The following is a 26,810-nucleotide window of genomic DNA, read 5'->3' as shown; positions in this document are numbered from 1 at the left end:
CCTCAGCAGGCTGCCAAGGCTATAAAAGGTGGAGCGTTATTACGCAACCGCCCTCAACTGTCATTCGATCCTGTACGGGCGATGTCTACTGAAGCGGACTCGCGAGCAGGCTAAGCTCTGGATTGTGCTCCAGGGCTTCCTTACAGTAATCACATGTAATCCGAACGGTAATATCACCACCGGAATTATACGCTATTATATCCCTCCGCTCGTCGGGGGTCAAGAAATGAAAGCCGAGCTCTGCTTCCGTTATCCGGGCAGAATCGATTCGTCCGATAAAGGTACGGCAATGCCTACATACGTAATTCACTGACATGTTTATGCCTCCTGAACATGGTTTATACGTCCAGTATGTCCAGTATGGCTGAATCGAACCCGTCTTTTTGATCATTTTACCAGGTTGTTTTACAACATTATCCGTTAAACTTCGCCATTGTTTGTTCAAACGTATGAGTCAAGCTATGCTCCAAGGCATCACATGTTTGCTCGATGGTCTGATCAAGGGCTTCCTTTTCTTTCTTCATGAATGTCGACAGTACATAATCGACAATGGCATGTCCTGGTTCAGGACGGGATATTCCCATGCGTACCCGGTTAAACTGCTGTGTACCGGTATGCTGAATGATGGACTTGATCCCATTATGCCCGCCAGCACTGCCTTGATAACGCAATCTGACTTTGCCAATCTCAGTATCCATGTCGTCGTACACAACAATCAGATCTTCAAGACTAACTTTATAAAAATCCATATACGCCCGAACTGATTCACCAGATAGGTTCATATAAGTCATTGGTTTAATTAGCACGGTTTTCACACCGCCAATATGGCCTTCTCCAATCAGCGCCTTACATTTACTCTGTGTAATGGAGATACTATGACGATCAGCCAACCGGTCGAGTGCCATAAAACCGATATTATGACGGGTTTTGGCATAGTTCGAGCCTGGATTTCCAAGTCCGACAATCCACTTCATCTTGTTCCCTCCTTCGGATTAGCCTGAGGTGAGGCATAGACTTCGAATGTTATATTTCATATAATATCAGGAAAGTAAAGTTACGATTTACTGTAGTATTCACAGTTAATATTTTATCAACCCAGGAAGGTGAGCGGGTTTTGCGCGAAGACAACGGACAACTGACTCAACATAGCGATTTTATCTATCATCTCGAATATCACGTACCTGTACAGGTATACGACCGCGACACCCATATTGAGATTGGACTCATCACCCGTTTTGATAATCAATTTGTCGAAATTGCCGATACACTTTTTCATCGGCGGCGTTTCCGATTTATCTCCCGCCCCGGGTATTAACCATATTAAGATGAACGAACCATTTTACACTGGATCATTGCGTGTGCAGAAACATCTTGCGTTGTAAATGAGTAGTTCAACTTATATGGATTGACCAGGGTCTATTTTCACTTTTAATAAAACGGCACGCCGACAGGGGTTACATTTTCCATTGAACCGGAAAACGTAACCCCTCTACTACTTTATGCAGACGTCCTTATTCAATTTCAAACAGCTTGCTGATTGACAATTCCTCATGAACCCGGATAATGGCTTCTCCGAGCAAAGGCGCTACAGACAACACTTTGAGTTTGCTTGTCGGATTAGCATGCGTAATTGGAATGGTATCCGTTACGATGACTTCCTTCAATGGTGCATTCTCCAAACGTTCCATCGCAGGTCCGGACAATACCGGGTGAGTACAGCACGCGTATACTTCTTTTACGCCGCCTTCCATCAGAGCATTCGCTCCCAGTACAATCGTTCCCGCCGTGTCAATAATGTCATCGATCAGAATGGCTGTTTTGCCCTCGATATTACCAATAATGTTCATCACTTCGCTCACATTTGGCTCAGGACGACGTTTATCGATAATCGCCAGGGGTGCATTCAGGAAATCAGCCAGTTTACGTGCACGCACTACGCCACCGTGGTCAGGCGACACAACAACCGGATTTTCGATCTGTTTCGACCGGAAATATTGAGCCAGAATCGGCACGCCGAGCAAATGGTCAACCGGAATATCGAAGAATCCCTGAATCTGCATTGCATGCAAGTCCATCGCGATGACACGCGTTGCACCCGCTTTTTCAATCAGGTTAGCAACCAGTTTCGCTGTAATCGGGTCACGCGAACGTGCCTTGCGATCCTGTCTTGCATAGCCGTAGTAAGGTATAACAACGTTAATCGTCTTGGCAGATGCCCGTTTGAGTGCATCAATCATCACGAGCATTTCCATCAGGTTATCATTAACCGGCAAGCAAGTGGACTGCACGATGTAAACGTGACAGCCCCGAACACTCTCGGAGAGTTTCACTTGAATCTCGCCATCACTAAAGCTGGTCGTGTGGGATTCACCCATAGGGATCCCGATATAATCAGCAATTTGATGGGCAAGCTTGGGGTTAGAATTGCAAGTAAATATTTTTAATTTCGAATCAAAATAAGTCATAAAATAAAAACCCTCCGTGCTGGTTCATTGGAATCTATAAGCGTCTGCGACATGTCGGCACCTCCCGGATCTTCGGGAGGCAATCTTGTTATCAAAACCCCTTATTGGGGTTTGGCATTTTGTTTCTTGGCTTTGGCACGTCCGCGAATCTTCTCCGCATAACCAGGTTTATTCTCCTGACGTGGACGAGCAATGGCCAGATCATTCTCGGGAACGGAATGGGTAACGGTAGAGCCAGCAACGACATAAGCGCCTTTTCCTACCGTAATTGGTGCAATCAGATTGACGTTGCTACCTACGAAAGCATCATCTTCAATCGTCGTTACAGCCTTATTATAACCATCATAATTGACAGTTATTGCCCCGCATCCAACATTTACGTTTTTCCCTACTTTGGCATCCCCAATATAGCTGAGATGAGATACTTTGGAACCTTCGTCAATTGTAGCATTTTTCACTTCAACAAAGTCACCAATTTTTACGTTGCGACCCAGTTTAGTTCCTGGACGTAAATTAGCAAATGGACCAACCGTTGCATCAGAACCCACTTCGGCATTGGATAACACCGAATGTTTAATTGTAACTCCGTCCTGAATAACGCTGTCTTCCACATCTGCCTGAGGACCAATATGACATGCTTCGCCGATGGAAGTTGTGCCTTTGAGAATTGTCCCCGGATACAGTACTGTATCTGCTCCAATCGTAACATCCGCTCCGATATATGTCGATGACGGATCAATGATTGTAACACCGTTCAACATATGACGTACAGCGAGACGTTCACGCATGAAGGCTTCTGCTTGCGAAAGTGCCAATCGATCGTTAACCCCGATGGATTCCGCGATGTCATCCGACATGTAAGCCTCAACCACATCTCCATCATTACGCAAAATGCCGATTACGTCTGTGAGATAATATTCTCCCTGAGCATTCTGGTTCGTTACTTTATCCAGCGCAGCGAACAATTTTGCATTATCGAAGCAGTATGTGCCTGTGTTAATCTCATTCACAGCATCTTCCTGTTCGTTGCAATCCTTTTGTTCTACGATCCGCTGTACGGAACCATCTTCTCCACGTATTACTCGGCCGTAGCCTTTGGGATTGTCCAACTGAGCCGTAAGTACTGTAGCTGCTGCCCCGCGACTCTCATTGTGATTCATCAGACCTTCCAATGTCTCACGAGTCACGAGCGGTGTATCCCCACAGACCACAATTGTGGATCCTGCTTCGCCACCAAGCAAGGATTTAACTTGCTGTACTGCATGTCCTGTGCCCAGTTGTTCCGCCTGGAGTGCATACTCCGCCTTGGAACCTAAAAATGACTGCACCGCTTCGGCACCATGGCCGACAACTACCACACTGCGTTCAACGCCTGCGCTGAGTGCTGCATCCAGCACATGTCCAACCATAGGTTTACCGCATACGGGATGCAGTACTTTGTACAATTTTGACTTCATTCGTTTGCCTTGCCCTGCGGCAAGAACGATTGCCATTCGTTTCAAAGTTAACGACCTCCTGTTCTGAAAAACCCATTGAAATGCATTGCTTATCTATATCCAATGAGTATCGTTCAGCCGGCTTCACGCCGGTCTTGTTCATCGCCTGCTGTCTCTGTAATCACACGTAACAACGCGGACACCAACGAAATGTGACCTATATGTATACGCCGTGTACCTGCGAGCTTAACCGAATCCCAATGATTCCTAAGATGCCGCCCTGCCACCAAGCGCACGATGCGCTTTTTGTTCTCTGCTAATAAACTCAATACTGAATATATCTTATTCCGATCAAAAAGAAAAGAGAGCCATAAGACATGGCTCTCTTTTCCTTCGAACCCCAATAATGTTCTCAGGCACCTTCTTCAATGACTTCTTCCTCAGTTGCAGCACGATCGTATTCAGTCAGAACTGCTGCCTGAATCTTCTCACGCGTACCGGAAGAGATCGGGTGGGCGATATCACGGAACTCTCCATCAGGAGTGCGCTTGCTCGGCATAGCAACAAACATTCCGTTGTTACCATCAATGACACGAATGTCATGAACGACGAATTCGTTATCGATGGTAATGGATGCGATAGCCTTCATTCTCCCCTCCGAGTTAACACGGCGGAGTCTGACATCCGTAATTTGCATGTGTGTGTTCACCACCTTTTTCCATCAGAACTTGGTGTATAATTCCACACGGCATATACGAACTCCTTCTTTTTATAACCATAAAAATTTCCTAATTTCAGGAATTTTTTTATTTAATACACAATTCGACAACGTTAGTGCCAGGTCGATGGAAAAGACCCTTTAACGACATAACATTCGTCATCTTTCTACAGGTCAAAATAGTTGCCAGGCTTGACGGAAATCTGTCTGCTCTTGGCATCAACTGCTGTCAGCTTCGCGAGAGATACGTAATCGGTTAACAGCCGTTCTTCTGAATCTACAGAACCAGATTCCACCAGTACCCCTACCCCGGCAACTGTAGCATTAAACTCGGCCAAAAGATCGATCATTCCTTGCACCGTACCCCCAGCCTTCATGAAGTCATCCACAATAAGTACTCTGGAATGCTCACGCATCGCCCTACGAGACAGGGACATGGTATGCAGACTTTTATGGGACCCGGATACATAATTGATACTTACGGCCGATCCTTCTGTAGCCTGATGGTCCCTGCGTACGAGCACGACAGGCAGGTTGAGCTGGGCTCCGGTCGCATAAGCCAGTGGAATTCCTTTGGTTTCTACCGTCATAACCACATCAATATTCATATTGCCAAAGGCCGTTGCAAAGATCTTGCCGGCTTCATTCATCAATGCGGGCTGACCAAGCAAGTCGGACATGTACAGGTATTCTCCAGGCAAGATCCGATCAGGTTGCGCGAGCTGGGTCGAGAGCCGTTCCGCAAATGCAAGTGCCAGTTCTCGGGATACCTTCGGAATCCACCTTACTCCCCCGGCTGCTCCAGCCAGTGTATGCAGTTCTCCTGAGCCACCTTCTTCGAACACTTCCTTGATAATCGCCAAATCTTCACTAATTGAAGACTTTGCGGCACCATAACGTTCGGCAAATGTGGTGAGCGGAATAACCGTATGCGGTCTGGACAATAAGTATTGCGTCATTTCAACCAGCCTTGCGCTTCGTTTTAACTTCTTCACAGAGATCCATCCTCACGATCACGGAAACATCTAAATCCGAATAATTATTTAAAAATATACCACCTTTATACGTGTTTGTACATTATAAAAGCGAATTTCATGTCAACATACGTACAGCGTACACTTCTTTACAGAAACCACGCAGGCCATTGTATATCCGGGCAACCTTGGATTCTTTGGAGACCAGTCCAAATACCGTTGGACCACTACCGGACATCAACACACCGTCTGCGCCCAACCGAATCATGGCATCCTTCAGATGCTGAACTTCCGGATACAGCTTCAACGTTACATCTTCAAGCACATTGCCCATCTGGTCACAGACTTCCGTAAAGGATTGGTTGCGAATCGCCTGTTCCATTTTAGCCGCACTCGGATGACGAACAATCTTGTCACTGCGGAACCGTCCGTATACATCGGCTGTAGACACATTGATTGGAGGCTTGGCCAGAATTACCCAACATTGCGGCGGATTAGGAATGGGAGTCAACTTCTCACCACGGCCTGTAGCGAGTGCAGTCCCTCCTGTGATACAGAATGGAACATCCGAACCGAGTTCAGCTCCAAGCTCCTGCAGTTCGTGATCCGGTATATTCAATCTCCACAGACGGTTCAATCCACGCAGAGCTGCTGCTGCATCACTGCTGCCTCCGGCAAGGCCGGCTGCAACTGGAATCTTTTTATCCAGATGAATATGGACGCCCGTACGTACGTTATAGCGCTCCTTAATCAGTCTGGCTGCCTGGAAAGCCAGATTCTTCTCGTCCAGCGGGATATAACCCGCCTGACTGGAGATGAAAATGGTATCTCGCGGCAGCTCCGACATTTCCAGCCGATCAGCAAGATCGACCATGGTCATGATCATTTCAACTTCATGGAATCCATCGCTTCTTTTATGTAAAACGTCCAGCATCAAATTAATTTTAGCAGGCGCTTTTTCGTAAATTTTCAAGGCGTTCACCCGTCCTCACCTTTTCCCTAAGACAACTTAACATATTATATCAAAATGGGGCTGTCAAGTCATTTCTATTCCGCATCTAAGGGGAAAAAGCGGGGTTGTCCCTGACGGATTTCCCCACTTTTCAATCTGCTTGAACCGGATTAAGATTTGCGGGCAGCCTGCTCAGCAAGTTGAATGGCTCTTTTCACCATGTTTCCTGCATCCTTGGCTTTGATTCCACCCCAACCTTCCTGTTGGACCGTATCATAGAAGCCCAGGTCTTTCGCGAGCTCATTCTTCAGATCCTCGGACATGACACTTCTTCTTCTGCGACTCATGAACCATCCTCCTCCAAAGTATCCATCATAATGTAATGAGTTCGTTCACGTTTTGGACATCTTGCATCAGGCCAATTGAAGTTTCCTTCATTGCTTAAGAAACTGCCCTTCACCTGTCCATATAGTATGCCGCGACCACCCCTCACTCATTCCTGCGTATGTATGGGTTACCTTAGAAGATAAATGGGTGATTTTGTAGACATAAAAAAGCGATCCACCCAAGGGGCGAATCGCCTGTACAACGATACTTACGTCTCCATATAGGAGCTATGCGTCTGGCTGCCCGGGTCAAAAACCATGACTTCCACCGATTCCGTAAGTATATCCGCATAACTATAAGATACTCGCTTGAAGGTTTCTTGCTCTTCATCAAGCTTAACAATAAAAACAGAAGGGTACGTTTCTTCCAATACACCCGTACGCTCAATGGTCTTACGGCGGCCACCATTAGCCCGCAGCATAATCTTCTGACCAATATGTGCATCGAGATTGCGTTTGATATCCAACAGCGTGTTTTTAGCCATTGTCGACGACCACCTCTTTTCTTGTCCATTATACCGGATTTTACAGTCATTGTCAAATCAAAACTAATTATTATATCAGCATCAAAAAGTTGTTGTCAATGAATTTTTTTGCAAACAAAAAAAGCCCCAAATTGGGACTTTAAATGGCCTACATCAGACTGCCGACGGGTTCACTTTTAGCGTAGATAAATCATTCAGCCCCGGCAGGCCTACCCGGTAGCTCCCCCGTGTCTCTACACCACCCACACCTTGGCTACCACTGATCGTATTGTGCAGCACATCATTCATGTTGACCGTTTCCCGTACCGATGTGAAGGAAGCCTTGGCTGCCACGTAGACCGGGTCAAGTGCATGAATGAGGATTCTGCCTGGAGAACTGGCAAAGTTCGCTCCAGCGCGCAGCAGTGCCTCAAAATGGGACTGACAGGCCCCTGCCACAATAGTGAGTGCATCCAGATGGCGTTCATATTGTCTGGCCACCTGAATGGCCGCCACAAAATTTTGCGAGTTCTTATAACTACCAAGACTATATAAGTCATAGGGCTGACGTGTCTTTAACACCCCGTCATGACCCGTAATGACCACGATATCTGGACGTACTTTGGGTAATAAACGGTATAAGGTATCTGCCATTGCCGATTCATGAACGTATTGTCCCTCTGCGGGAACACGAAGTTGCTCATAGAGATCCATACTTTTTTTCAAATAGTTCGGATCACCATCCAGATGAAGCACCTTTCCCGGCATTTCAAAATAAGCCGGCTCCTGTTGAGCAGACCAGTCCTGTACCAGACCTTCACGATTCCGCTCAGCCTGTTCCATACGAATCTGTTGCAGGCGGGAAAGGGTCTGATGTGCTTTAATATGCGCCTGTCTGGTCTTGGCGCTTTGCGGTTCGTAAGGAACCTGTATCAAATCGTCCACTGGGGAATCGGCAAGCAGCCGGAACTCAGTCCCTTTAATGACCGCAGCATCCAACTGAAGGCCTTCCACCCGAAAAGTCACATCGCCGCCGTATGACTTCCGAACGACCAAGTCTCCGATATTCATCAACGTAATCACCTCTACCCCATCGTATGGGCAGAGACCCGGTTTGGTTCATTCGAATTTTATAATGCTGCGCGTACCCCTGCTTCCCACATTACGGTGCTGAGTGTAGCATACTCCTGCAGACTTAACGTCTCTCCGCGTCGGGATGGTTGGATACCTGCCTGCTCCAGCAGAATGTCTGCCTGTTCCCGGTTCTCCTTTGTGAAGAAACGAGCCTTCAGGTTGTTCGAGATTGTTTTTCTCCGTTGGGCAAAAGAAGCCTGTACCACTTCGAAGTAGTGTGCTTCATCGGGAATCTCAACTGGTGGTTGCTCACGCACCTTCAGCTTAATGACAGCTGATTCCACATTAGGTTGGGGAATGAAGACCGTCGGTGGCACAATACACACAAGCTCAGGAATACTGTAGTACTGAACTGCGATGCTCAGACTGCCGTAGTCTTTCGATCCCGGTGCAGCAGCCATGCGTTCAGCCACTTCTTTTTGGATCATGACAACAATGCTGTCCACTGGCAGCTTCTCTTCCAACAGTTTCATCATAATTGGAGTCGTTACATAATAAGGCAGGTTAGCCACAACACTGACTTTGTCCACCGATGCAAAATCGCTTTGGAACAGTTCAGCCAGATCAAGCTTCAGCACATCACCATGATGCACACGTACATTCGGATAAGGCTGCATCACTTCTCCCAGAATGGGAATCAAGCGCTGATCAATCTCTACGGCTGTGACAGGACCCGCTACCCGGGCCAATCGTTCCGTAAGGGCTCCAATACCCGGTCCGATCTCTAAAGCGCCCTTGGACTCGTCCAAATCGGCTGCATTAACAATTTTGTTCAGTATATTTTGATCGATCAAAAAGTTCTGACCTAGACTTTTCTTAAATGAGAATCCGTGTCTTTGAATAATTTCTTTGGTTCGCTTGGGCGTTGCAATTTCTATCGTCTCTTCCATATCCTTCATATGCTCACAATCCTTCACGTTCAATTTGCGCTAATGCTGTAGAGAACTCTTCCCGTGTAATCTGAAATACACCGAGACGTTTGTGGAACTGCTTACCGTTACAATATCCGATACCCAGCAGATTGCCCATCTCCATGCGACGTGCAGCAGCCTGCGGATGCACAATAAGTCCTGCCGCGATCAGGTCCTCCCAATCGATCAGGCTAGGAGCGCCTTCGTATGAAGTATGTACGCGTGCAAGAGCATGACGGATCGCCTCCGGTGAGGCATTCTCCACCCCAATATCCCCTTTGCGTGTGGCATCGGCTTCCGGAATGAAAGCATGTTTGCAGCCAGGCACCTTATTCGCAATGATTTTACGAATGCGTTCGCCGGCATGATCCGGATCTGTCAGTACAATGACTCCCCGTCTCTCCTGAGCAAGCGCAATCCGCTTCAGAATGCGTTGGTTAATGGCTGATCCACCTGTTTCTATGGTATCGGCTTCCACGGCCCGACGGATGGCTACCGTATCATCACGGCCTTCCACCACAATGACTTCTTTTATCATGTTCCATTTCTTCCTTTCTAACGCAAAAAGAAGAGGAATATCCTCTTCTCTGCCAAACGGCGGGGGAGACTGAATTCAGACCCCTCCGCCGCATATTCCGCATGAATTATTCATGCAACTATTTTATAGCATTCCCATTTCAAAGTAAAACGATTTTAGTTCGCTTCCGGCTTCACCGGACCGATCACGTAGACCGTCTTGCCTTTCTTGCGTCCAAAATTCAGGGCATGCTTCACACTGTCATAATATACGTCAATTTTGTTGCCTTTAATGGCACCGCCTGTATCTTCCGCACGACGGAATCCCAGACCTTCGATATATACCCACCAGCCAATTGGAATGACTTTGGGATCAACCGCAATGGTGCGTCCTTCCGTTACACGAGTACCGGAAGCTGTTTTGGTTCCAATGCCAGGCTCTTCGGAAGAGTAGGCAGTCATGGATACATTCTTAAGTACTTTGGAGTATTTAAAAGAAGTCCCGGATACGGTAATCACTTTGCTGCCCGAGGCAGATGTTTTCTTCGAGTTCGTTGTTGTAGCCTTCTTCGTTGTTGAAGTTTGAGCTGATACGGTCTGAATCTCTGGTTTTTTCACAACAGGTTTTGCTTTGGTGCCGACAGCAATCACTTTATCTACACGATTATTCGCGACAGATTTGCCGACCATTTTTTTGGAGACCAATTCTCCATCCTGAAATACCTTTTCGATGTGCTGTACAAGTGTGCCTTCTTTGCCGTTCACAACGACACGGTTATCCCCTTTGTACAAGCTAGGGTCAGCCGTTTTAATTACTTTGTAAGCGATTGGTTGTTCTACATCCACTGTACGCTTTGTTACGCGCACTACACGGATCTTCATATCTGCTTTGATCGCAGTTCCAAGCGCCGGATACACCTTATCATTACTTTCAACTTGAATACCTGATTTTTGAATTGCATCTTCTACGGATGAATCCGTTGTATACAGAGTCTTGGTGTCTCCGTCTGCCGTAATGTTAACTGGAACGGCCCGCTCAATAACGATTCGGTCTCCATCTGTAATCGCCCCGTTCATGGACATGGATACCTTGTCGTGAGGGCTGACTGTGATCGACTGCTCCTCCAGCATTTCCTGAAGCATTCCTGTACGAGTCTCTACCACCTGAGCTTTGCCATCAATAACCAGTGAAATTTGTTTCCCGGCCTGACCGTAAACGACTAACAAGATCATGATTGTAAGCGCAATTGAGAAAATCGCGATCAATGCCATTTGACGCATGTTCTCATGCTTCCACCGCAACGCGAAAGACTTACTGGATGATCGTGACTCATGGGTCTCTTCTGGTTGGAATGTGCCCACTTCTCCGTCCTCCTTCATAGCCTCGCCGTCTAAAGTAACGCATGATGTCTTTGACGTGACTATACCAAATTTTCTACAGAACACAGATCGGACCAACTGATCGGTTCTGCACCATGAATCAATCTTCGCAACATGATGTCATCCTCCTGAATACCTACCGTATGATGACAACATTTCTTTTATTCAAAAACAAAAAAGCCAAAGAAAGAGTGTAAGAGGAACTCTTTCGTGGCTTCCGAATGATTTTGAATATCGGAAATTCATGCACGAGGTTGCCTCTCTTTTTCCGCTTGCGAGGTTAGCTGTCGGGTTCGGGCGAAAGAGAGCCGCCCTATCTTGGGTCACCCGCTCATGGCGGACGCCCTTGAATTCACCCCGAGACCCAAAGAAGAAATCAAATACGGCTTCGCAGTTCCCTTCGCTGCTTTTGGGTCAGCGAACGTTGCGCATCGGCCAAATACACCGATGTTTAAGCCCTATTGGTTCCCCCGCTCTCCGTTAACGGAGACTCAGCGAGACTGATTCATGAAAGTAATGTTGTTTCATCGGAAAGTGTCCCTTTGTTCATCCCCCGAACATCTGTCCAATTTTCCGCACAACAATTCACTGAAAAGATGATATCCTGTTTTGATGCATGTTGTAAAGCGTTGATCAAGTACGTTTTTCTGAATATTTGGTTAAAATATTGTAATATTCTTGATTTATTTGGATCAAAGGGCAAATTAACTCCCCTTACCTGCCTTTTTCACCTCATTTGCTCGTTTTTTTAACGAATTCCAAATCGTTCCATGGCATTTTTGGTGGTTATTGCAGCAATTTCCTCCACCGAAATGCCTTTAATTTCCGCAGCTGCCTCTGCAACCAGACGTACATGCGCTGTCTCATTTCGTTTCCCGCGATAAGGGTGAGGTGTCAAATACGGAGCATCGGTTTCAATGAAAAATCGGTCCATCGGAACCTTCGCCAGCACCTCTTTGGGTTGCTTTGCGTTTTTGAATGTAATCGGTCCTCCGAAGGAGAGATGGAAACCCATATCGAGACAACTTTTTGCTGTTTCCCAGCTGCCCGAGAACGAATGCATCACACCACCAACTTCACTCGCCTTCTCTTCACGCAAAATTCTTATGATATCCTCATGTGCATCCCGATTATGGATGACAATCGGCATGTTCACTTCACGCGCTAAGGCAATTTGTTGTCGTAATACGCGATGCTGTATTTCCTTCGGTGAAGTATCCCAGTGATAATCCAATCCAATCTCACCGATTGCCACCACTTTTTCATGCTTGCATAAAGATGCAATCCACTCCAAATCCCCTTCCTGCATTGTGATCGCATCTACGGGATGCCAACCTACAGCTGCATATATAAAGTCATACGTTTCAGCGAGTTTCATTGTCGTTGGAATTGTCTCCCGGTTAAAGCCAATGTTGATCATGCGACCAACTCCTGCATCCACAGCACGCTGAATCATGTCCTCGCGGTCCTCGTCGAATTGTGGTGCATCCAGATGTGTATGTGTGTCGAACAGCATCATGTCTGTATCTCCCTTCATGTCGAAATAACGACTATCTTCTTTTGAAAATTTAATTGGTGAAATTCAAATTTTTCAATGACTCATACATAAAACATTTTGGGCAATCTGTATATTACATCATTACGTTTGTTTCTTCACAACTACAATATATAGAAGATATAAGGATATTCTGATCTACATATTGCTGATTGTGCTAACTTTGCCTACTTGCATTTACAAAATTATGTCGATCTACATATACTCCCCATTAAAGCAGATTACTGTATCATGAAAAATAGCTCTTTTTGAAAGTCTTTTGATATCTAAATTCTTCATTGGATTATACCCACACGATTACAAGAAATAGGGGCGTATATGTGACGGTAATTCATGAATAATCGCATCCACCTTGTTTTGCGGGTAATACAAATGATGTTTCCCCCGGTGAAGCCCGCTGATGGAACGGACAATGTCAGATACTTCTGACAACTCACGTAAATTGTCCTGTCGATCCAGAAGAAGAATCTGCTTATCCGTGGATTCATCCGGACGAAAAACATCATACGGATTATCGGAAGGAAAATCAATTTCAAGATCATATTCGGGATCAAGGCCTGCCTGTACAAAAGCTTCCCGAATCTCTTCTATTATTGTCAAGTCGACCTGTTCAAGCTCTACATACTTATATAACTTGCGATCCATAAAACGTTCGCATAACTCACTCAGAACAGTATCGTCCTCCTTTCGCCACTGTGTAAATGCCGTCTGAATTAATGCTTCATCCAACTGCAAATATTCATCTACGGATAATTCTCCTGCAAATAATTGAGGGAGTGGATCAATCATAAAGCGAAATTGAAAATCATGCTGTATGAGTGTTTTTGCTCGCTTGAATATTTGCCGCAATAGAATTTCAGAACTACGAGTTACCGGATGGAAGTAAATCTGCCAATACATCTGATACCTAGACATGAGGTAATCCTCCACAGCATGCATGCCTGACTCCTTGACTACAATTCGTCCATGATAGGGACGCAGCATCCGAAGGATGCGATCAAGGTCAATCGTGCCGTAATTTACACCTGTAAAATAAGCATCCCTAAGCAAATAGTCCATTCGGTCTGCATCAAGCGGGCTGGTCACCAAGTTCACCACAATCGGCTTTTCGTACGTTTTTTGAATGACAGATGCCACTTTCTCAGGAAAATCAGGAGCATACCGTCTTAAGATCGCCCCTACTTCGGTATCACCTGTAATAATGCGACAAGTCCAATCTTCGTGATTCATGTCAAAAGCTTCCTCGATGGAGTGAGAGAATGGACCATGCCCGAGATCATGAAGCAGAGCTGCACACAGAGCTACAATCTTTTCTTCCTTCGGCCAATCTGAATAATGACTTCTTTCAAATTGAGAAATGATCTTGCGTGTAATTTCATAAACACCTAGTGAATGTGAGAACCGGCTATGTTCTGCTCCGTGAAAAGTAAGGTAAGAAGTACCGAGTTGGCGAATCCGGCGTAAACGCTGAAATTCCGGGGTGTTAATTAACTGCCATATAACCGGATCTTGCACGTGGATATAATTATGTACCGGATCTTTGAATACTTTCTCTTCCGTTAGTCGTTGTTCCATGTCGATTCACTCCTTTAATTTCTTTTATATTAACGCTTTGAGCTCCACGATTCACCTAAGATTCGACACGTTATGACGAACTTTGTCGAATAACGTAGTTTTGTCGTTTTCCAAATCGACAAACTTGGCATTGTTGTTTAAATGCGAAAAAAGGCTGCCAATCCCTTACCACCAGTAACCTTGTGAAAAACAGCCTTAATTTTAAGCTAATTTTAAGGTTGACTGTTTTGGGAATCGTTGGTATGATGAGTATCATAAAACATAAAATAATGTCGAATAATGACAATGATAGTTAGCTGAGAGGAGCACTGATTATAATGATGAAATCAACAGGTATTGTAAGAAAAGTGGACGAACTGGGACGGGTAGTTATTCCAATCGAATTGCGCCGTACGCTCGGTATTGGTGAAAAAGATGCTCTGGAAATCTATGTTGACGGCGAGCGCATCATGTTGAAAAAATATGAGCCTGCTTGTATCTTCTGTGGTAATGCAGAGAACGTTACTTACTTCAAAGGTAAAATTGTTTGTAACGAATGTATTTCCGAAATCCCTGCACCTGTGACAAAATAAGAAAAACCAGGTATACTGGACTTATCTAAATTGTTATTTCTAACCTTTTTAATATTCCTTAATAGCCTTCCCGGTGTGAACCCCACCGCGGAAGGTATTTTTTTGCCCTGTTATGGGTTCTATTACCCAAAAACTACATGAATGTTGAATATAAGGTCCTTTTCAGGTTATGTTCCCCATAACAGAAGATATTGAGTTAGATTGGCTACTCGATTAACGCATTATATACATCCCGCTTCGTCAGACCACGATCCGTTGCCGTTTTTTTCATCGCATCTTTGCGGTTATATCCTTCACCCTCATAATGGCTGACATGATCCGCCAGTGACATCAGCTGCCACCATGCTTCGCGCTCAGCCTTACGCTCCTCTTCCTTAATACCTTCCACCAGCAAACAGTACTCGCCAAGAGGTGGATGCTCTTCAAGCCAGTCTATGCATTCCTTCACAGTACCCCTTGCGAATTCCTCATGACGCTTGGTTAGTTCACGAGCCAGGACAATGGAGCGATCACCCAGAATTTCTTCGAGGTGGACTAATGTTTTCCGAATACGGTGAGGTGATTCATAAAATAACAAAGTCCCGTTGGATTCGTCAAAAGCCTCCAGCACTTTTCGCATGTCCTTTTTCTCCCGCGGCAAAAAACCGCCGAATGTAAAACGCTCCGTCGGTAATCCGGACACGATCAGAGCAGACAATGCAGCATTGGGTCCAGGGATGGGAATGACCGTTATTCCGGCTTCCAGTGCAAGCTGTACAAGGTCGGATCCCGGGTCTGAAATGGCTGGCAGACCAGCATCACTGACGAGTGCCAAATTTTTTCCTTCTATTATATAGCGTATCAGTTCAGGTCCACTTGCCCCCTTGTTATGCTCATGATAACTAAACAGCATCGAAGGTGTAATTTCAAAATGAGTGAGTAGCTTCCGGGTCTGTCGTGTGTCTTCTGCTGCAATGATGTCACAACTCTGCAATGTCTTGATGGCTCGGAAGGTCATATCCTCCAGATTACCAATGGGTGTTCCAACCAGATACAGCTTGCCTGATCCTTCAAGCTGCTCCGCATAGCTTTTCTGAATATGCAAAGTCATCTATAGTCCTCCTTTCGTAGTACGCTCAGCATGTTGCTGGCCATAGTAAATATCCATAATCTCTTCGCAGTATTTCCCCTCTTCATTGTAGACAATGAGTGGAGGAAGCATCCTTACTTCCGGTTTACCATCTTTCATGCCTTCAATTAATACCATGTTGGCTTCCAGATGAGCACGGGGATGTACCATCCGAATTCGTTTCGGCTCCAGCTTATACTCACGCATGAGCGAGATAATCTCTGCAAGTCGCTGTGGACGATGAACCATCGATACTTTGCCGCCATTACGTACAAGTCGACTGCAAGCCTGGATCACTTCTTCCAAGGTACACCCGATCTCATGACGTGCCATTGCCTGATGTGTGTTCATTTTGAGGTCACTGCCATTCAGGGGCATATAAGGGGGGTTTACCGTTATTGCATCATATACAGCATGTCCCGTTTCTTTCACCAATTCTCGCAAATCACCTTCACGAATCATAATCGATTCGTCCAGTGCATTTAATTGAACGCTGCGACGAGCCATATCCGCCAAACGAGGCTGAATTTCGATTCCCTCCAGACTAGCCTGTGTACGCGTTGTAAGCAAAATGGGAACTACCCCGTTACCTGTACACAAATCAAGTACACGACCGCGTTTAGGTACGGAAGCAAATCGGGCTAACAATACCGCATCCATCGAAAAACTGAACACTTCATCACTTTGAATGATTCTTAAATCATGAGAGAGCAGATCATCAATCCGCTCTGACTCATGCAACACGACTTCATTTGCTTTCATATGGTACGCTCATCCTCCGGTACTCTATATCTCATGCTTGTTAAGTTTAGGTTTGTAACCTTGAAAAAAAACCGTAGGGGATCCCTACGGTCACTTCATTTATTCAAAAAAGACAGGCAGAACAGACAATCGCCTTCCGTCCGCAGATGTCCATAATAGACATTGCAGATATGGAAGCCTTCGTGATACAACCGAGCCAGGTTATCATACCCTTCACCCACAACGTCTTCACCTGTAGCCGGACCTGCTGGTCTTGCTACGGGAGCGAGTGCTGAGGAGATTGGCAGATCTGCCGGAGCCTCACGTTTGAGCAATTTGCGTAATTGCTCATTCTCGATGGTAAGCCGCTGATTATCCTCAAGCAGCTCCTTCACAATCATTTTTAACTCTCCTAAATCACCGTGCAACTGACCCAGTTGGGTTTCCATTTCATGAATGTGCGTAAACAGATTTTTCTTTTCCAAGTTTCCACCCCGAAGCAACCTTTATGGTTTACTTGATAACGACGTCATCCAGCGGAAGTTCTTTGACTTTACTGATGTCGAACAGTTGAACATGGACTGTGCGGCTACCGGCATTAATTCCGACAACTTTTCCTTCACCCAATGAGGTGACGACCAATTTGCCTACAGCTGGCAGTTCTTCTCTCACACTTTCATAGTTATCATGCTCAAATTTCAGACAGCACATGAGTCTTCCGCACAACCCTGAAATTTTCGTCGGATTCAGTGACAGGCTCTGATCTTTAGCCATCTTGATTGATACCGGCTCAAAGTCTCCCAGCCAGGAAGAACAACACAATACACGGCCGCAAGGTCCGATACCGCCAAGCATCTTCGCTTCATCACGTACACCAATCTGTCTCAGCTCGATTCGTGTCCGGAATATGCTTGCCAGATCCTTGACCAGCTCCCGGAAATCGACTCTTCCTTCAGCTGTAAAATAAAATATGATTTTATTGCGATCAAACGTAAATTCCACATCGACCAGCTTCATTTTGAGGCCATGGTCTTTGATTTTATTTAAACAAGTACCGAATGCTTCCTTCGCTGCACGCTTATTTTCATCAACCACACGGGCATCGGTCTCGCCCGCAACGCGGATGACTTTCTTCAGCGGCAACACCACATCGGACTCGCCCACTTCCTTCTTACCAACGACAACCTTACCGTACTCTACCCCCCGCGCTGTCTCCACGATAACGCAGTTTTCTTTCTCAATGGGAAGGTCCAGGGGATCGAAGTAATAAATTTTGCCCGCTTTTTTGAAACGGACACCCACTACACTGTACAAAAAATTAACCCCCTTGTAAGCCAACCCCACTTCGTCTGAAGCCCCGTCTTCTTAGGGAACCGGCCGAAGTTATAACCGTTTGCATATGATTGGAACTAACTTATCCCTCTCCCAGTCTTATGCCAAACCGATCAAAAATTGCTCCAGACAAAGCTGGCCATTGACGTTAAAACGCAATTTTTTTCTGCATGCTGCGGCCAGATCCATATAGGAAACCCACTGTTCTGTGCTGCGGGTATGTGCCAACTGAGATAGCATGTCTAACTGATCTATAAAAACGATATGTTCATGCCTACCGTACTGAACATACAGCATGTCCCTAAACCATAGATGGAACAAACTGAGTAACATGTCCAGGTGTTCAGAGAGTCCGGTTTTAAAAAGCTTCTGCTGTGCAGAGATCAATGATGTACTTCCTCTACCCAGGGACTCCTTCCCTAATTGTAACATTACGTTTCTAATTTCTGCAAACCAATTCTGCTGGAGAATTTCTCTACATGCTTCCAATCCTGACGCTAAATGGACGGCAGAGCGAGCCAGATTGGCAGGGTGCCCTTCCTCAATTAGTGATTGCAGCATCTCTTCCGGATTCAGTGCACTGAACGGCACCAATTGGGAGCGTGAACGAATCGTAGGCAACATGGCCTGTCCATTATCTGTAATCAGGATGCCAACTGCCGGTACCTGCGGTTCCTCCAGAAATTTCAACAGACTGTTTGCTGCCTGCACCGTCATTTTCTCGGCTTGTTCTATAATATATACTTTGGGATGACCTGCCTCTGATCGGTATGAAAAGATACGCTGCAGATCCCGAATTTGATCTATTTTAATATTGTTTCCATCAGGTGCAAGCATGGTTAGATCCGGGTGATTACCATGTTCCACCTTACGACATTCAAGACATTGTCCGCACGCGTCATCTTCCAGCTCTGTACAGAATATTGCCTTGGCAAAGGTAATTGCCGTCTTCCGTTGCCCGCTTCCCGCTGGACCGCTAAATAAATACGCGTGGCTTATTGCCTGACGTCTCAAACTGCTTTGTAACATTTGCTTGGCCGCTTGTTGACCCATAATCTGTTGAAAGGACATACTTCCTCCTCAGAAGCTTAAATTAATAAGCATCCCCCGAATTTCGCCTACTTGTTGCAATAGAGAGATTTTTCCTTCTTCTGTATCCAGCAATTCATCTGCCATGGATAACAGAGCGGAGTCAATTTCATCAATCAGCTTATAACGCTTGCCTCTGCCACGACGATCCCAACCCCTTGTCTCTTTCATGGATACACCGCGACGAACGGTCTCTTCCAGGAACCTTTTAACAAGTTGCTTATACGCCTTCAGTTCACGAATCGTCATGGAACGTGCCAGGCGATCACCTTGAAGCTGGATTTCACTAAACCGGCGATTCAGTTCAGCTTGTGAGGCCCGTTCCCCCTGGTGGTTCATCATATCAGAGAAATTTTTGGATTGAACCGGTTTGGAGCCTGAATCAGTAGAACTGATCCCGCTCTGAATCGGTCTGAATCCAGGATTGATTTTCATGGATACGCCCGCTTTCTATCAAAGTTAGCTAATCGCCCATCAGCACAGTGCGCGTTGCGCCTGTGCGTGAGGATGAGGCTTCTATATATGCTGATCACACTCTATATAAATGGTAGATATACATCACCATTAAGGACTTGTTGTTTGTAGTCAACCTCTTTCCGAATGAGCATTCCCCAGCTAGAAAATGTTCATTCGGAAAGAGTGTGCCAATTCTTCTGGTCAAGAAAGGCGGTTCCATAGGTGGCACACACGAACTTCTTTTAGATCTGCTTGCATCCATCGTTTCCAACATGCTATTGATCATGAAAGACCCTCATGGGATGATTCATGCAAAAAGTTTAGAAGTGTTCGAAGCGATCTACCGGGAGAACAAATACAGTAGCTCCACCTACTTGAACTTCAACAGGTAGCGGCAGGTAAGAGTCGGTTGTTCCACTCATCGGTGTGACCGGAGTCACGAGCTGTTCACGAACCTTACAGCTGCTGCGAATGACGTTCATTACGGACTCGACTTGACCATCATCGACACCGATCATAAACGTCGTGTTGCCTGCCTTCAAAAATCCACCCGTACTGGCCAACTTCGTTGCCCGAAAGTTTGCTTTGACCAATGCGCTGGATAATCGGTTGCTGTCTTTATCCTGTATAATCGCAACAATCAGTTTCATCCTGCATAACCTCCTTCAGAATAAGCACCTTTATTAAATGCCCTGTCTATATATTAGACAATTACTCGTCAAAATCCTTCAAAACCCCTGTCTCCAGCGACAAAATCATCGCTGCCAAGACATCCTCCTGCTTCATGGAAGCATCAATAACTCTGATTCGTTCCGGGAACTGCTCTTTTAATAGGAAATAACCCTCTCGCACTTTATGGTGAAACTCCAGATTCTCCAGATCCAGACGGTTCACCTCGCGGCCATCATGAGCGTCGATCCGTGCAAGCCCCAATTCAGGCTCGATGTCCAGATATAAGGTCACATCCGGCATAAGATCACCGATCGCAAAGCGATTAATAGCCCATACATTCTCTATCCCGAGTCCCCGGGCATATCCTTGATAGACCAGACTGCTATCGACAAATCGATCACAGATGACTGCTTTTCCAGCTTTCAGCGCAGGCTCTACCTTCTCCGCCAGATGCTGGCTGCGTGCAGCTGCATACAATAGCGCTTCGGTTCGAGCATCCATTGCCGTATGAAGAGGGTCCAGGATTATTGAACGTATTTTCTCCGCAATTTCAATTCCGCCAGGCTCTCGCGTAACTACGTAAGGTATACCCCGTTCTTCAAAATAAGAACCTATTCTACCAATCATCGTTGTTTTACCGGAACCCTCTCCCCCTTCCAGCGTAATGAATTTACCTCTGCCCTGCATATGCTTCCCTGCTTTCTATGTCGATAATTGCATCTATTGCTGCTGTAATTGAAAATGCTTTGACCCTCTTGCTACAGGATATGATATCCCCCGCCCAGAGGTGTATAGCTACAGCTATATCGTTACGTATTAATAACACCAAGATCATACAAGCTTGTTTCTTTCTATAATACTATAGGTCAGCAGTTACTCCAACATGAACAACAAAGTAAAGCGTCAACCGTAGATGATCCATACCCATAATGGAAGCATCATTGATCCGGCAATGGCACTTACAATCATGGATACTGAACTGAGGGCTACAGCATTCTCTCCATATTCAACAGACCTTGCCATGCCAAGGGCATGAGATGCTGAACCCAATCCAATTCCGTAGGCATGTTTACTGCGGACTTTGGCCCATTTCAGGAGCATCGGTCCCAGTAATATCCCTGAGAATCCTGCAATCATCACAAACAGCGATGTGAATGAGGCATTCCCTCCAACCTGATTAGCAAGTTGAATAGCAACAGGAGTCGTCACGGATTTTGGCAATAAAGCAATGACCATCTCTTGAGGATACCCCAGAAGAATGGCGATTAAAGCACCTGTGGACACCCCTGTAATACTGCCTCCGATCGTTCCGCCCACAATTGGAATGATATTTTGCTTCAGCACATGCAGATGTCTGGACAAGGGAAACGCGAGAGATACAACTGCTGGGCCCAAGAGTTCCTGTATCCATTTGCCACCTAGCATATACGTTTCCAGCTTGATACCGGAAATCACCAAGATCAGGATCAGGATGGCAGTCGTTGTGAGTACAGGCATAAGTATCGGCCATTTCAGCCTTTTATATAGACGAGTGGCTGGAATATATACAGCGATAGTTAGCGCGATCATTCCAATTCCGAGGATGAATGCTGACAAGTGATCGCCTCCTTTTTACCTTTATGAGACGATCTCCATATCATGAGCCACTCACTTAATTTGGCAGATATCAGACATGTGATTAATGTGCTAACGATCAAACCAAGGACTAATAATAATGTGTTAGCTCTAAAAAAATCAAAATGATTAATGATGCCCACAGTAGGTGGAATGAACAATAATTGCAAATGGGATTGAAGCCACGTTGACCCTTCTTCTCCCCAGCTCATTTTGACCCATCCCAGTTGGATGGCAATGAACAAAACCAGCATACCCACAATACTTCCTGTTAACGGCAGATGTAATAGAGTTTGAATGAGGTTGCCAATCCAGTAAAAACCGTACATTAACAAAACTTGCAGGACTATTCCTGTATATTTTTTTAGCGGAATACCCAAAGTGTTCCCTTCTTTCTTATGTCTATCTGTATAAGCTGAACTAGAGCGTGTCTCCTTACCTGCCGAAAGCAGGAACGTAACTGAACGTGTCTGGAGCAGAACACGGAGCGGGAGCGCTAACGACCCTGTGGCGTCTTATTCAGCGATTTGAAGCGCCCGTAGCAATCTAAGGAATCTGAAACACGCTATATTAGAATAACCAGTCGTTTACAGCGTGTTTATTAGGTGATTTGGGTTAATAACAAGTCTCAGGTTCCTTACAAAATAAAAGTAGGACTCGAAGGCTAAATAAGACGTCCTCGGTTCCTTAGAATATCGTCTGGACAATTCGCGAGGATCGGCAATCCTTGACTTCAAAATGTTGGACCCTGACATCCTTCAACATATTGCATGCCTGAGTTGGAAGATAGCAACTAGATTAATGACCAAGAGACCCTCACATGTGTAGGGTCCGGTATCACTAACCGTATTGGTCATACAGACTACCGTTGGTAAATGTAATTCAGACTTCATATGTGTATTTATCGATCCTTCATGACCTTTAATACCTGTAGTGATGCATCTGATACCCCGTGAAACTTCGCTCCTTCATTACGCAGGAGTTGTATACGCTCCACCATCGTTGGACTTAGACGTTCACCTGGATAGACAAGCGGAATCCCTGGAGGGTATGGAGTAACCATCTCGGCTGATCGACAGCCTGCACTTTCTTCTATCGGGACATAGATCGTATCCGTCTCCACAATTGGTTGCAGTGTGAAGGAGATCGGTTCGGAATAACCAGTGTTTTCTTGTAAATTGTTCCACGTGGAAATATAATGCGCAGAATCTTTCACGAGCTGATGTGATGTCTCTGCATTAGATTGGACCTGCTCATGACCATTGGCAGAGCTGATATGGTGTAAAGCCTGCAACAGGTGCTGAGCATCTTGCACCGTTGAGCCCAGGCTGAAGAGCAAGACGACGTACCGTTCGTCGCTCATCTCGGGCACACAGCCGCATGCTTCCAGCTGCTGCTGTAGCCCATAACCGCTCAGCACCCCTGCGCCGTCATAGATGACGGCCTTGAATGGGTCCTGAGCGGTATACCCCGCGGCAGATGTCATCGCCGCCGCGGGCAGGCCCTCCCGTGTCTGCTGCGCAGCGGACACGGGCATACCAGCCGGCTTCGCTGTTCCGGCTGGCGGTTCTGGCTGCAGCGGCTGTGCAGGCTGCAGCAACTGGAAGCGCGGCAGCTCCGCGAGGCCGCGCTTAAAGGCGTTCACGGCGGCGAGCCCCGCCGTGAACGTGTCCGCGCCCTGCACGTGCAGGAGCCGGCGCGCCAGATCAAGCGAAGCCATCACCGGGTATGATGGGCTTGAGCTTTGCACCATGGACAGGCGCTGCCTTAACAGGGACCGGTTTAACCGTGGTCCCTGGATGTGCAGCATCGCACCCATGGTGAAGGCCGACAGCATCTTATGCGTCGACTGCACGACACCGTCTGCTCCGCATGACAGTGCAGAAACAGGCAGCTCCGGATGCTGCCCATAATGCGCGCCATGCGCTTCATCTACGAGCAATGGCATGCCAGCAACGTGGCATACCTCGGCAATGGGCGTCATATCAGCGCCCATGCCGTAGTAATTGGGCAAAGTGACAAGTACGCCCTTTGCCTCAGGATAGGACTGGACAGCAGCCTGAACCGTCTCAACCGACGGCATGACCGCAAGTCCAGACGCTGGATCGACCCACGGCTCCAGAAATACAGCTCTTGCGCCGGCCAGCATTAACCCGTGAATAACGGATTTATGTACATTCCGCTGTACTAGCACAATACTGTTCGGCTCATCACACACAGTAAGAAGTAAGGACAGATTACCAGCCGTACTTCCCCCCACAAGGAAGAAACTCTCCTCTGCACCAAAACAATCTGCCGCAAGCTCCTGTGCTTCCTGGATCACACCTTCCGGATGATGCAAATCGTCGGTGCCCGTAATCTCGGTAACATCCATCTCCATCATCTCCAGGAATGAACGATCCGGTACTAATCCTGTCTGCGAATGAGTCGCTTCATCGCTGAGTCGTTCCCCATTCCCTATGGCATCCCCATCGTTCTCCACTAAACTAAGTTGCTCTATCCTTCTATTTACATTTCTTCCCGCTTCGCTCTGAATATCTCCGTTATGCCGGAGTTCCTCATTAACAATATCCTTAACGGGAGATTGTCCTGCTTCTGCTGGTTTCAGCAAATGTCGGTAAGCTTGTCCATTCTTATGCCCAGGCACATGAAAAGAACGCTGCTTCGAATCACGATACGCAAGCAACGCTTCATATAAAGGGGCTCTACTTGATTTAATTTTATGATTCATGAAATAACCATCCTGTACATATATAATGTGCGCCCGGTGCGCTCCCACATGCTTCTTAATCCAAGGAACGCCATTCTTCCCCATCTCCACACGCGCTGCTGCAAATTTTCGATATCATTATATCAGCATACGCCTTCCTTAAATGTCAGACAAGACTCTCTCTCCTAAAAACAGAAAAAGGCCCAATGGGCCTCTATACACATCAGCATCTTTACAGCGTGATGTTTCGCTTCTACTTCTATTAGCAATATGCATTATGCGTTTTTTTGTACCCAAATTTGCTTCATTTGATGAATAAAATAATTGTACTTGGCATCCTGCGCATCGGTATGAACCATTTCTGCTTCACAAGTGTCACATATGAATTCAGATACAATAAAAATGCCTTCTCTTTTTCTTTGCTCGCAGATAATACATGTGTGTTCGGCATGTTCTTCCATGAACCATCCCACCTTGTTTTACGTTTACTATCAGTATTGCACAGTTTCTATTATTTTATACATTTTCATAGTGCTTTCTTTCTATAAAATATATATATTCGCCCACCCCCTCCGGGGTGTCTGTACCGAAAAATACATTCATCTTCTGATCAAGAGCATTCATCTTCTCATGTCTACACTGTTATCCTGCATCCATCGCGTTTCCCTCAAAATCACGTATCCCTTAGTCTGACTCAAAACTTATATTCAAATTACTTAAAAAAACTTGGAATCTCAGCCGATATATAATACATGATAACGATATCAAAGCCTGACAGTCCATGCATTCGAGAGTATACTGAGATAAGCTCATTCGAATCTCAATATCTTGTACAATCGTCATGGCGTGATAGACAAGGTTCATATATACATACATAATGCATTCCCTTTTACACGTATAAGAAAACAAATACCTATCCCACACAAACGTGAATTTGAAGGAGGATATATAAACGTATGATCGCCGAACCGGAGAATAAAGCAACATTTTATCAATACCGGCTTCTGAAAAAAAAGGCTATCGCCCGCAGTGTCATCTATAGTTATCTTTGTTTGCCGGTCATCATGCTTTTATTCAATCTACTTGCATTCTCTTGGACTGGCCTCTTCTTTTTTGTACTGGCAGGCCCAATCACCATTTGGATTCATTATGTCATTGCCAGAACAATATTACTTTTGGTACGTACCTCTTACGCCAAACGGTGGCGCTGGAATCTGCGTATGCCTTGGTTAGGTTATATCCCTGATCAGCATTTCAGCTTCCGTATGTTTGTCCGGGTACACCTTAACATGAGCTGGATTGGACTATGTATCATTACAGTATGTTTGATATGGTCCCCATTGTCCTTCACCCTCTCGCTGATCTTCTGGCATTTGTGGTTGCTGGGTCCTCGCTTATATGTTGTCATGGTACTCTCCCGCGAGCGCAAAGATGGACTCATCAAATTAAATGAACAAGATGTCTCATATTATCTGCAATAATACCCTTCGTTCATCCAATAGTGCAGTATCTCATTCACCTGTAATACATAATGGCCTGAGCCCCTCAGATATTTGTTAAAAAAAGAGCTCGTATCGTCTAGCTGGCTCAGCCTCACATGATCAAATAAAGGTTATCCACAGTGGATAACCTTTATTTTTTGTTCCCTTCCTGTCCCTTATCCACAGTCTGGGTATGGCTAAATTAGTTATCCCCATGACAGACTCCATTCTTCTCCACTTTTTCATCTGCTGTTCCATATCCTTTAACTCCAGATATCTCGTATACTTTACTCCTATGAGCGATCCTCAATCTCCCTTCTAGCCTAGCCTTCCATTAACCATTCAATCTACCCCATACCTTTATATAACTACATCTCTCGTCCTCTACCTTTAAAAGCTCAGCACACCCCTATAATAGTTCAAGCGCATATACTCGCCTTTCTGTACCACAATATCTACTCCTAATCCTCTTTACCTTTATGGCTTCTCTTGCATTACACACTAGGTACTCCGATCACGATTGCAGCCTACTTCGTAAAATAACAAAAAGCCCCCTATCATGTACACGG

At 45.8% G+C, this 26,810-nt stretch carries 31 protein-coding genes and 1 riboswitch; of the genes, 3 read left to right on the top strand and 28 right to left on the bottom strand.

The features are described 5' to 3' along the window. Positions 1 to 85 precede the first annotated feature (85 nt). Both MKZ12_RS00220 and pth read right to left on the bottom strand, forming a co-directional pair. The gene (locus MKZ12_RS00220) at positions 86 to 316 is read right to left on the bottom strand and encodes an anti-sigma-F factor Fin family protein (RefSeq protein WP_253428884.1); all 231 of its coding nucleotides are present in this window, start codon (positions 314 to 316) and stop codon (positions 86 to 88) included. Between the two features lie 97 nt (positions 317 to 413). Then, positions 414 to 974, bottom strand: a complete 561-nt coding sequence (gene pth, locus MKZ12_RS00215; RefSeq protein WP_253428882.1) for an aminoacyl-tRNA hydrolase — start codon at positions 972 to 974, stop codon at positions 414 to 416. A gap of 140 nt (positions 975 to 1,114) precedes the next feature. Between pth and MKZ12_RS00210 the strand changes: the two genes are divergently transcribed. After that, entirely contained in the window at positions 1,115 to 1,315 is a 201-nt protein-coding gene (locus tag MKZ12_RS00210) for a hypothetical protein (RefSeq protein WP_024633712.1), read from the top strand. A 196-nt stretch (positions 1,316 to 1,511) separates the two neighbouring features. Here the strand turns inward: MKZ12_RS00210 and MKZ12_RS00205 are convergent, their stop codons facing one another. From MKZ12_RS00205 to MKZ12_RS00140, 14 genes are all read right to left on the bottom strand, one after another. Next, positions 1,512 to 2,465, bottom strand: coding sequence for a ribose-phosphate diphosphokinase (locus MKZ12_RS00205; RefSeq protein WP_017691370.1), 954 nt, complete (start codon positions 2,463 to 2,465; stop codon positions 1,512 to 1,514). 101 nt (positions 2,466 to 2,566) lie between these two features. After that, positions 2,567 to 3,967, bottom strand: a complete 1,401-nt coding sequence (gene glmU / locus MKZ12_RS00200; protein ID WP_301289664.1) for a bifunctional UDP-N-acetylglucosamine diphosphorylase/glucosamine-1-phosphate N-acetyltransferase GlmU — start codon at positions 3,965 to 3,967, stop codon at positions 2,567 to 2,569. Positions 3,968 to 4,035: 68 nt separating this feature from the next. Then, on the bottom strand, positions 4,036 to 4,230 hold the full coding sequence (locus MKZ12_RS00195; protein WP_339238927.1) for a hypothetical protein: 195 nt from the start codon (positions 4,228 to 4,230) through the stop codon (positions 4,036 to 4,038). Between the two features lie 83 nt (positions 4,231 to 4,313). Next, positions 4,314 to 4,598, bottom strand: coding sequence for a septation regulator SpoVG (gene spoVG / locus MKZ12_RS00190; RefSeq protein ID WP_017691372.1), 285 nt, complete (start codon positions 4,596 to 4,598; stop codon positions 4,314 to 4,316). Between the two features lie 188 nt (positions 4,599 to 4,786). Next, positions 4,787 to 5,614 carry a pur operon repressor gene (gene purR, locus MKZ12_RS00185; protein WP_017691373.1) on the bottom strand — a complete coding sequence of 276 codons (828 nt, stop codon included), beginning with the start codon at positions 5,612 to 5,614 and terminating at the stop codon, positions 4,787 to 4,789. A gap of 97 nt (positions 5,615 to 5,711) precedes the next feature. Beyond that, complete coding sequence (ispE, locus tag MKZ12_RS00180) at positions 5,712 to 6,566, bottom strand: 4-(cytidine 5'-diphospho)-2-C-methyl-D-erythritol kinase (protein ID WP_026081373.1); 855 nt, start codon at positions 6,564 to 6,566, stop codon at positions 5,712 to 5,714. 149 nt (positions 6,567 to 6,715) lie between these two features. Continuing rightward, complete coding sequence (locus MKZ12_RS00175) at positions 6,716 to 6,892, bottom strand: small, acid-soluble spore protein, alpha/beta type (RefSeq protein ID WP_017691375.1); 177 nt, start codon at positions 6,890 to 6,892, stop codon at positions 6,716 to 6,718. Positions 6,893 to 7,140: 248 nt separating this feature from the next. Next, a complete protein-coding gene (locus tag MKZ12_RS00170; RefSeq protein WP_053778931.1) occupies positions 7,141 to 7,416 on the bottom strand; it encodes a Veg family protein in 276 nt (91 codons plus the stop codon). 153 nt (positions 7,417 to 7,569) lie between these two features. Further along, the gene (gene yabG / locus MKZ12_RS00165; RefSeq protein ID WP_339238925.1) at positions 7,570 to 8,466 is read right to left on the bottom strand and encodes a sporulation peptidase YabG; all 897 of its coding nucleotides are present in this window, start codon (positions 8,464 to 8,466) and stop codon (positions 7,570 to 7,572) included. A 59-nt stretch (positions 8,467 to 8,525) separates the two neighbouring features. Continuing rightward, positions 8,526 to 9,428 (bottom strand): 16S rRNA (adenine(1518)-N(6)/adenine(1519)-N(6))-dimethyltransferase RsmA, encoded by a 903-nt coding sequence (rsmA, locus tag MKZ12_RS00160; RefSeq protein WP_339238924.1) that lies wholly within the window; start codon positions 9,426 to 9,428, stop codon positions 8,526 to 8,528. Between the two features lie 4 nt (positions 9,429 to 9,432). Next, complete coding sequence (gene rnmV, locus MKZ12_RS00155; RefSeq protein ID WP_150364162.1) at positions 9,433 to 9,978, bottom strand: ribonuclease M5; 546 nt, start codon at positions 9,976 to 9,978, stop codon at positions 9,433 to 9,435. A gap of 155 nt (positions 9,979 to 10,133) precedes the next feature. Next, complete coding sequence (locus tag MKZ12_RS00150) at positions 10,134 to 11,318, bottom strand: ubiquitin-like domain-containing protein (protein WP_339258163.1); 1,185 nt, start codon at positions 11,316 to 11,318, stop codon at positions 10,134 to 10,136. Between the two features lie 271 nt (positions 11,319 to 11,589). Beyond that, positions 11,590 to 11,843, bottom strand: a riboswitch (cyclic di-AMP (ydaO/yuaA leader). Positions 11,844 to 12,084: 241 nt separating this feature from the next. After that, the gene (locus MKZ12_RS00145; protein WP_339238920.1) at positions 12,085 to 12,855 is read right to left on the bottom strand and encodes a TatD family hydrolase; all 771 of its coding nucleotides are present in this window, start codon (positions 12,853 to 12,855) and stop codon (positions 12,085 to 12,087) included. A gap of 333 nt (positions 12,856 to 13,188) precedes the next feature. Next, positions 13,189 to 14,466, bottom strand: coding sequence for an HD domain-containing protein (locus MKZ12_RS00140; protein WP_339238919.1), 1,278 nt, complete (start codon positions 14,464 to 14,466; stop codon positions 13,189 to 13,191). A gap of 317 nt (positions 14,467 to 14,783) precedes the next feature. Between MKZ12_RS00140 and MKZ12_RS00135 the strand changes: the two genes are divergently transcribed. Further along, on the top strand, positions 14,784 to 15,038 hold the full coding sequence (locus tag MKZ12_RS00135) for an AbrB/MazE/SpoVT family DNA-binding domain-containing protein (protein WP_024633700.1): 255 nt from the start codon (positions 14,784 to 14,786) through the stop codon (positions 15,036 to 15,038). Between the two features lie 205 nt (positions 15,039 to 15,243). Here MKZ12_RS00135 and rsmI read toward each other — a convergent pair whose 3' ends face one another. From rsmI to MKZ12_RS00075, 12 genes are all read right to left on the bottom strand, one after another. After that, positions 15,244 to 16,128: a 16S rRNA (cytidine(1402)-2'-O)-methyltransferase gene (gene rsmI, locus MKZ12_RS00130; RefSeq protein WP_253428872.1), complete on the bottom strand. Its 885-nt coding sequence runs from the start codon at positions 16,126 to 16,128 to the stop codon at positions 15,244 to 15,246. Further along, the gene (locus MKZ12_RS00125; RefSeq protein WP_074092913.1) at positions 16,129 to 16,908 is read right to left on the bottom strand and encodes a tRNA1(Val) (adenine(37)-N6)-methyltransferase; all 780 of its coding nucleotides are present in this window, start codon (positions 16,906 to 16,908) and stop codon (positions 16,129 to 16,131) included. A 95-nt stretch (positions 16,909 to 17,003) separates the two neighbouring features. Then, positions 17,004 to 17,372, bottom strand: coding sequence for a DNA replication initiation control protein YabA (gene yabA, locus MKZ12_RS00120; protein ID WP_017691386.1), 369 nt, complete (start codon positions 17,370 to 17,372; stop codon positions 17,004 to 17,006). Positions 17,373 to 17,400: 28 nt separating this feature from the next. Beyond that, on the bottom strand, positions 17,401 to 18,201 hold the full coding sequence (locus MKZ12_RS00115; protein WP_053778939.1) for a stage 0 sporulation family protein: 801 nt from the start codon (positions 18,199 to 18,201) through the stop codon (positions 17,401 to 17,403). Between the two features lie 117 nt (positions 18,202 to 18,318). After that, a complete protein-coding gene (gene holB, locus MKZ12_RS00110) occupies positions 18,319 to 19,290 on the bottom strand; it encodes a DNA polymerase III subunit delta' (RefSeq protein ID WP_339258161.1) in 972 nt (323 codons plus the stop codon). Between the two features lie 9 nt (positions 19,291 to 19,299). Further along, positions 19,300 to 19,743, bottom strand: coding sequence for a YaaR family protein (locus MKZ12_RS00105; protein ID WP_017691389.1), 444 nt, complete (start codon positions 19,741 to 19,743; stop codon positions 19,300 to 19,302). Between the two features lie 341 nt (positions 19,744 to 20,084). Then, positions 20,085 to 20,414: a cyclic-di-AMP receptor gene (locus MKZ12_RS00100; protein WP_017691391.1), complete on the bottom strand. Its 330-nt coding sequence runs from the start codon at positions 20,412 to 20,414 to the stop codon at positions 20,085 to 20,087. A gap of 61 nt (positions 20,415 to 20,475) precedes the next feature. Continuing rightward, a complete protein-coding gene (gene tmk / locus MKZ12_RS00095) occupies positions 20,476 to 21,123 on the bottom strand; it encodes a dTMP kinase (protein ID WP_339258159.1) in 648 nt (215 codons plus the stop codon). A 216-nt stretch (positions 21,124 to 21,339) separates the two neighbouring features. After that, entirely contained in the window at positions 21,340 to 22,032 is a 693-nt protein-coding gene (locus MKZ12_RS00090; protein WP_339258157.1) for an LrgB family protein, read from the bottom strand. After that, positions 22,002 to 22,430, bottom strand: a complete 429-nt coding sequence (locus MKZ12_RS00085; RefSeq protein WP_339258156.1) for a CidA/LrgA family protein — start codon at positions 22,428 to 22,430, stop codon at positions 22,002 to 22,004. Before MKZ12_RS00085 ends, MKZ12_RS00090 begins: the two co-directional genes overlap by 31 nt. Before the next feature lie 521 nt (positions 22,431 to 22,951). Continuing rightward, on the bottom strand, positions 22,952 to 24,781 hold the full coding sequence (locus tag MKZ12_RS00080) for an aminotransferase class I/II-fold pyridoxal phosphate-dependent enzyme (RefSeq protein WP_339258155.1): 1,830 nt from the start codon (positions 24,779 to 24,781) through the stop codon (positions 22,952 to 22,954). Between the two features lie 254 nt (positions 24,782 to 25,035). After that, positions 25,036 to 25,221 (bottom strand): sigma factor G inhibitor Gin, encoded by a 186-nt coding sequence (locus MKZ12_RS00075; protein WP_017691396.1) that lies wholly within the window; start codon positions 25,219 to 25,221, stop codon positions 25,036 to 25,038. 495 nt (positions 25,222 to 25,716) lie between these two features. On the opposite strand from MKZ12_RS00075, the gene MKZ12_RS00070 reads away from it, so the two are divergent. Next, positions 25,717 to 26,241 carry a hypothetical protein gene (locus tag MKZ12_RS00070; protein ID WP_076216777.1) on the top strand — a complete coding sequence of 175 codons (525 nt, stop codon included), beginning with the start codon at positions 25,717 to 25,719 and terminating at the stop codon, positions 26,239 to 26,241. Positions 26,242 to 26,810: the final 569 nt, after the last annotated feature.

Source organism: Paenibacillus sp. FSL R5-0713 (assembly GCF_037973325.1).
GTDB lineage: Bacteria > Bacillota > Bacilli > Paenibacillales > Paenibacillaceae > Paenibacillus.
This window is presented reverse-complemented; position numbering and strand designations above follow the sequence as displayed.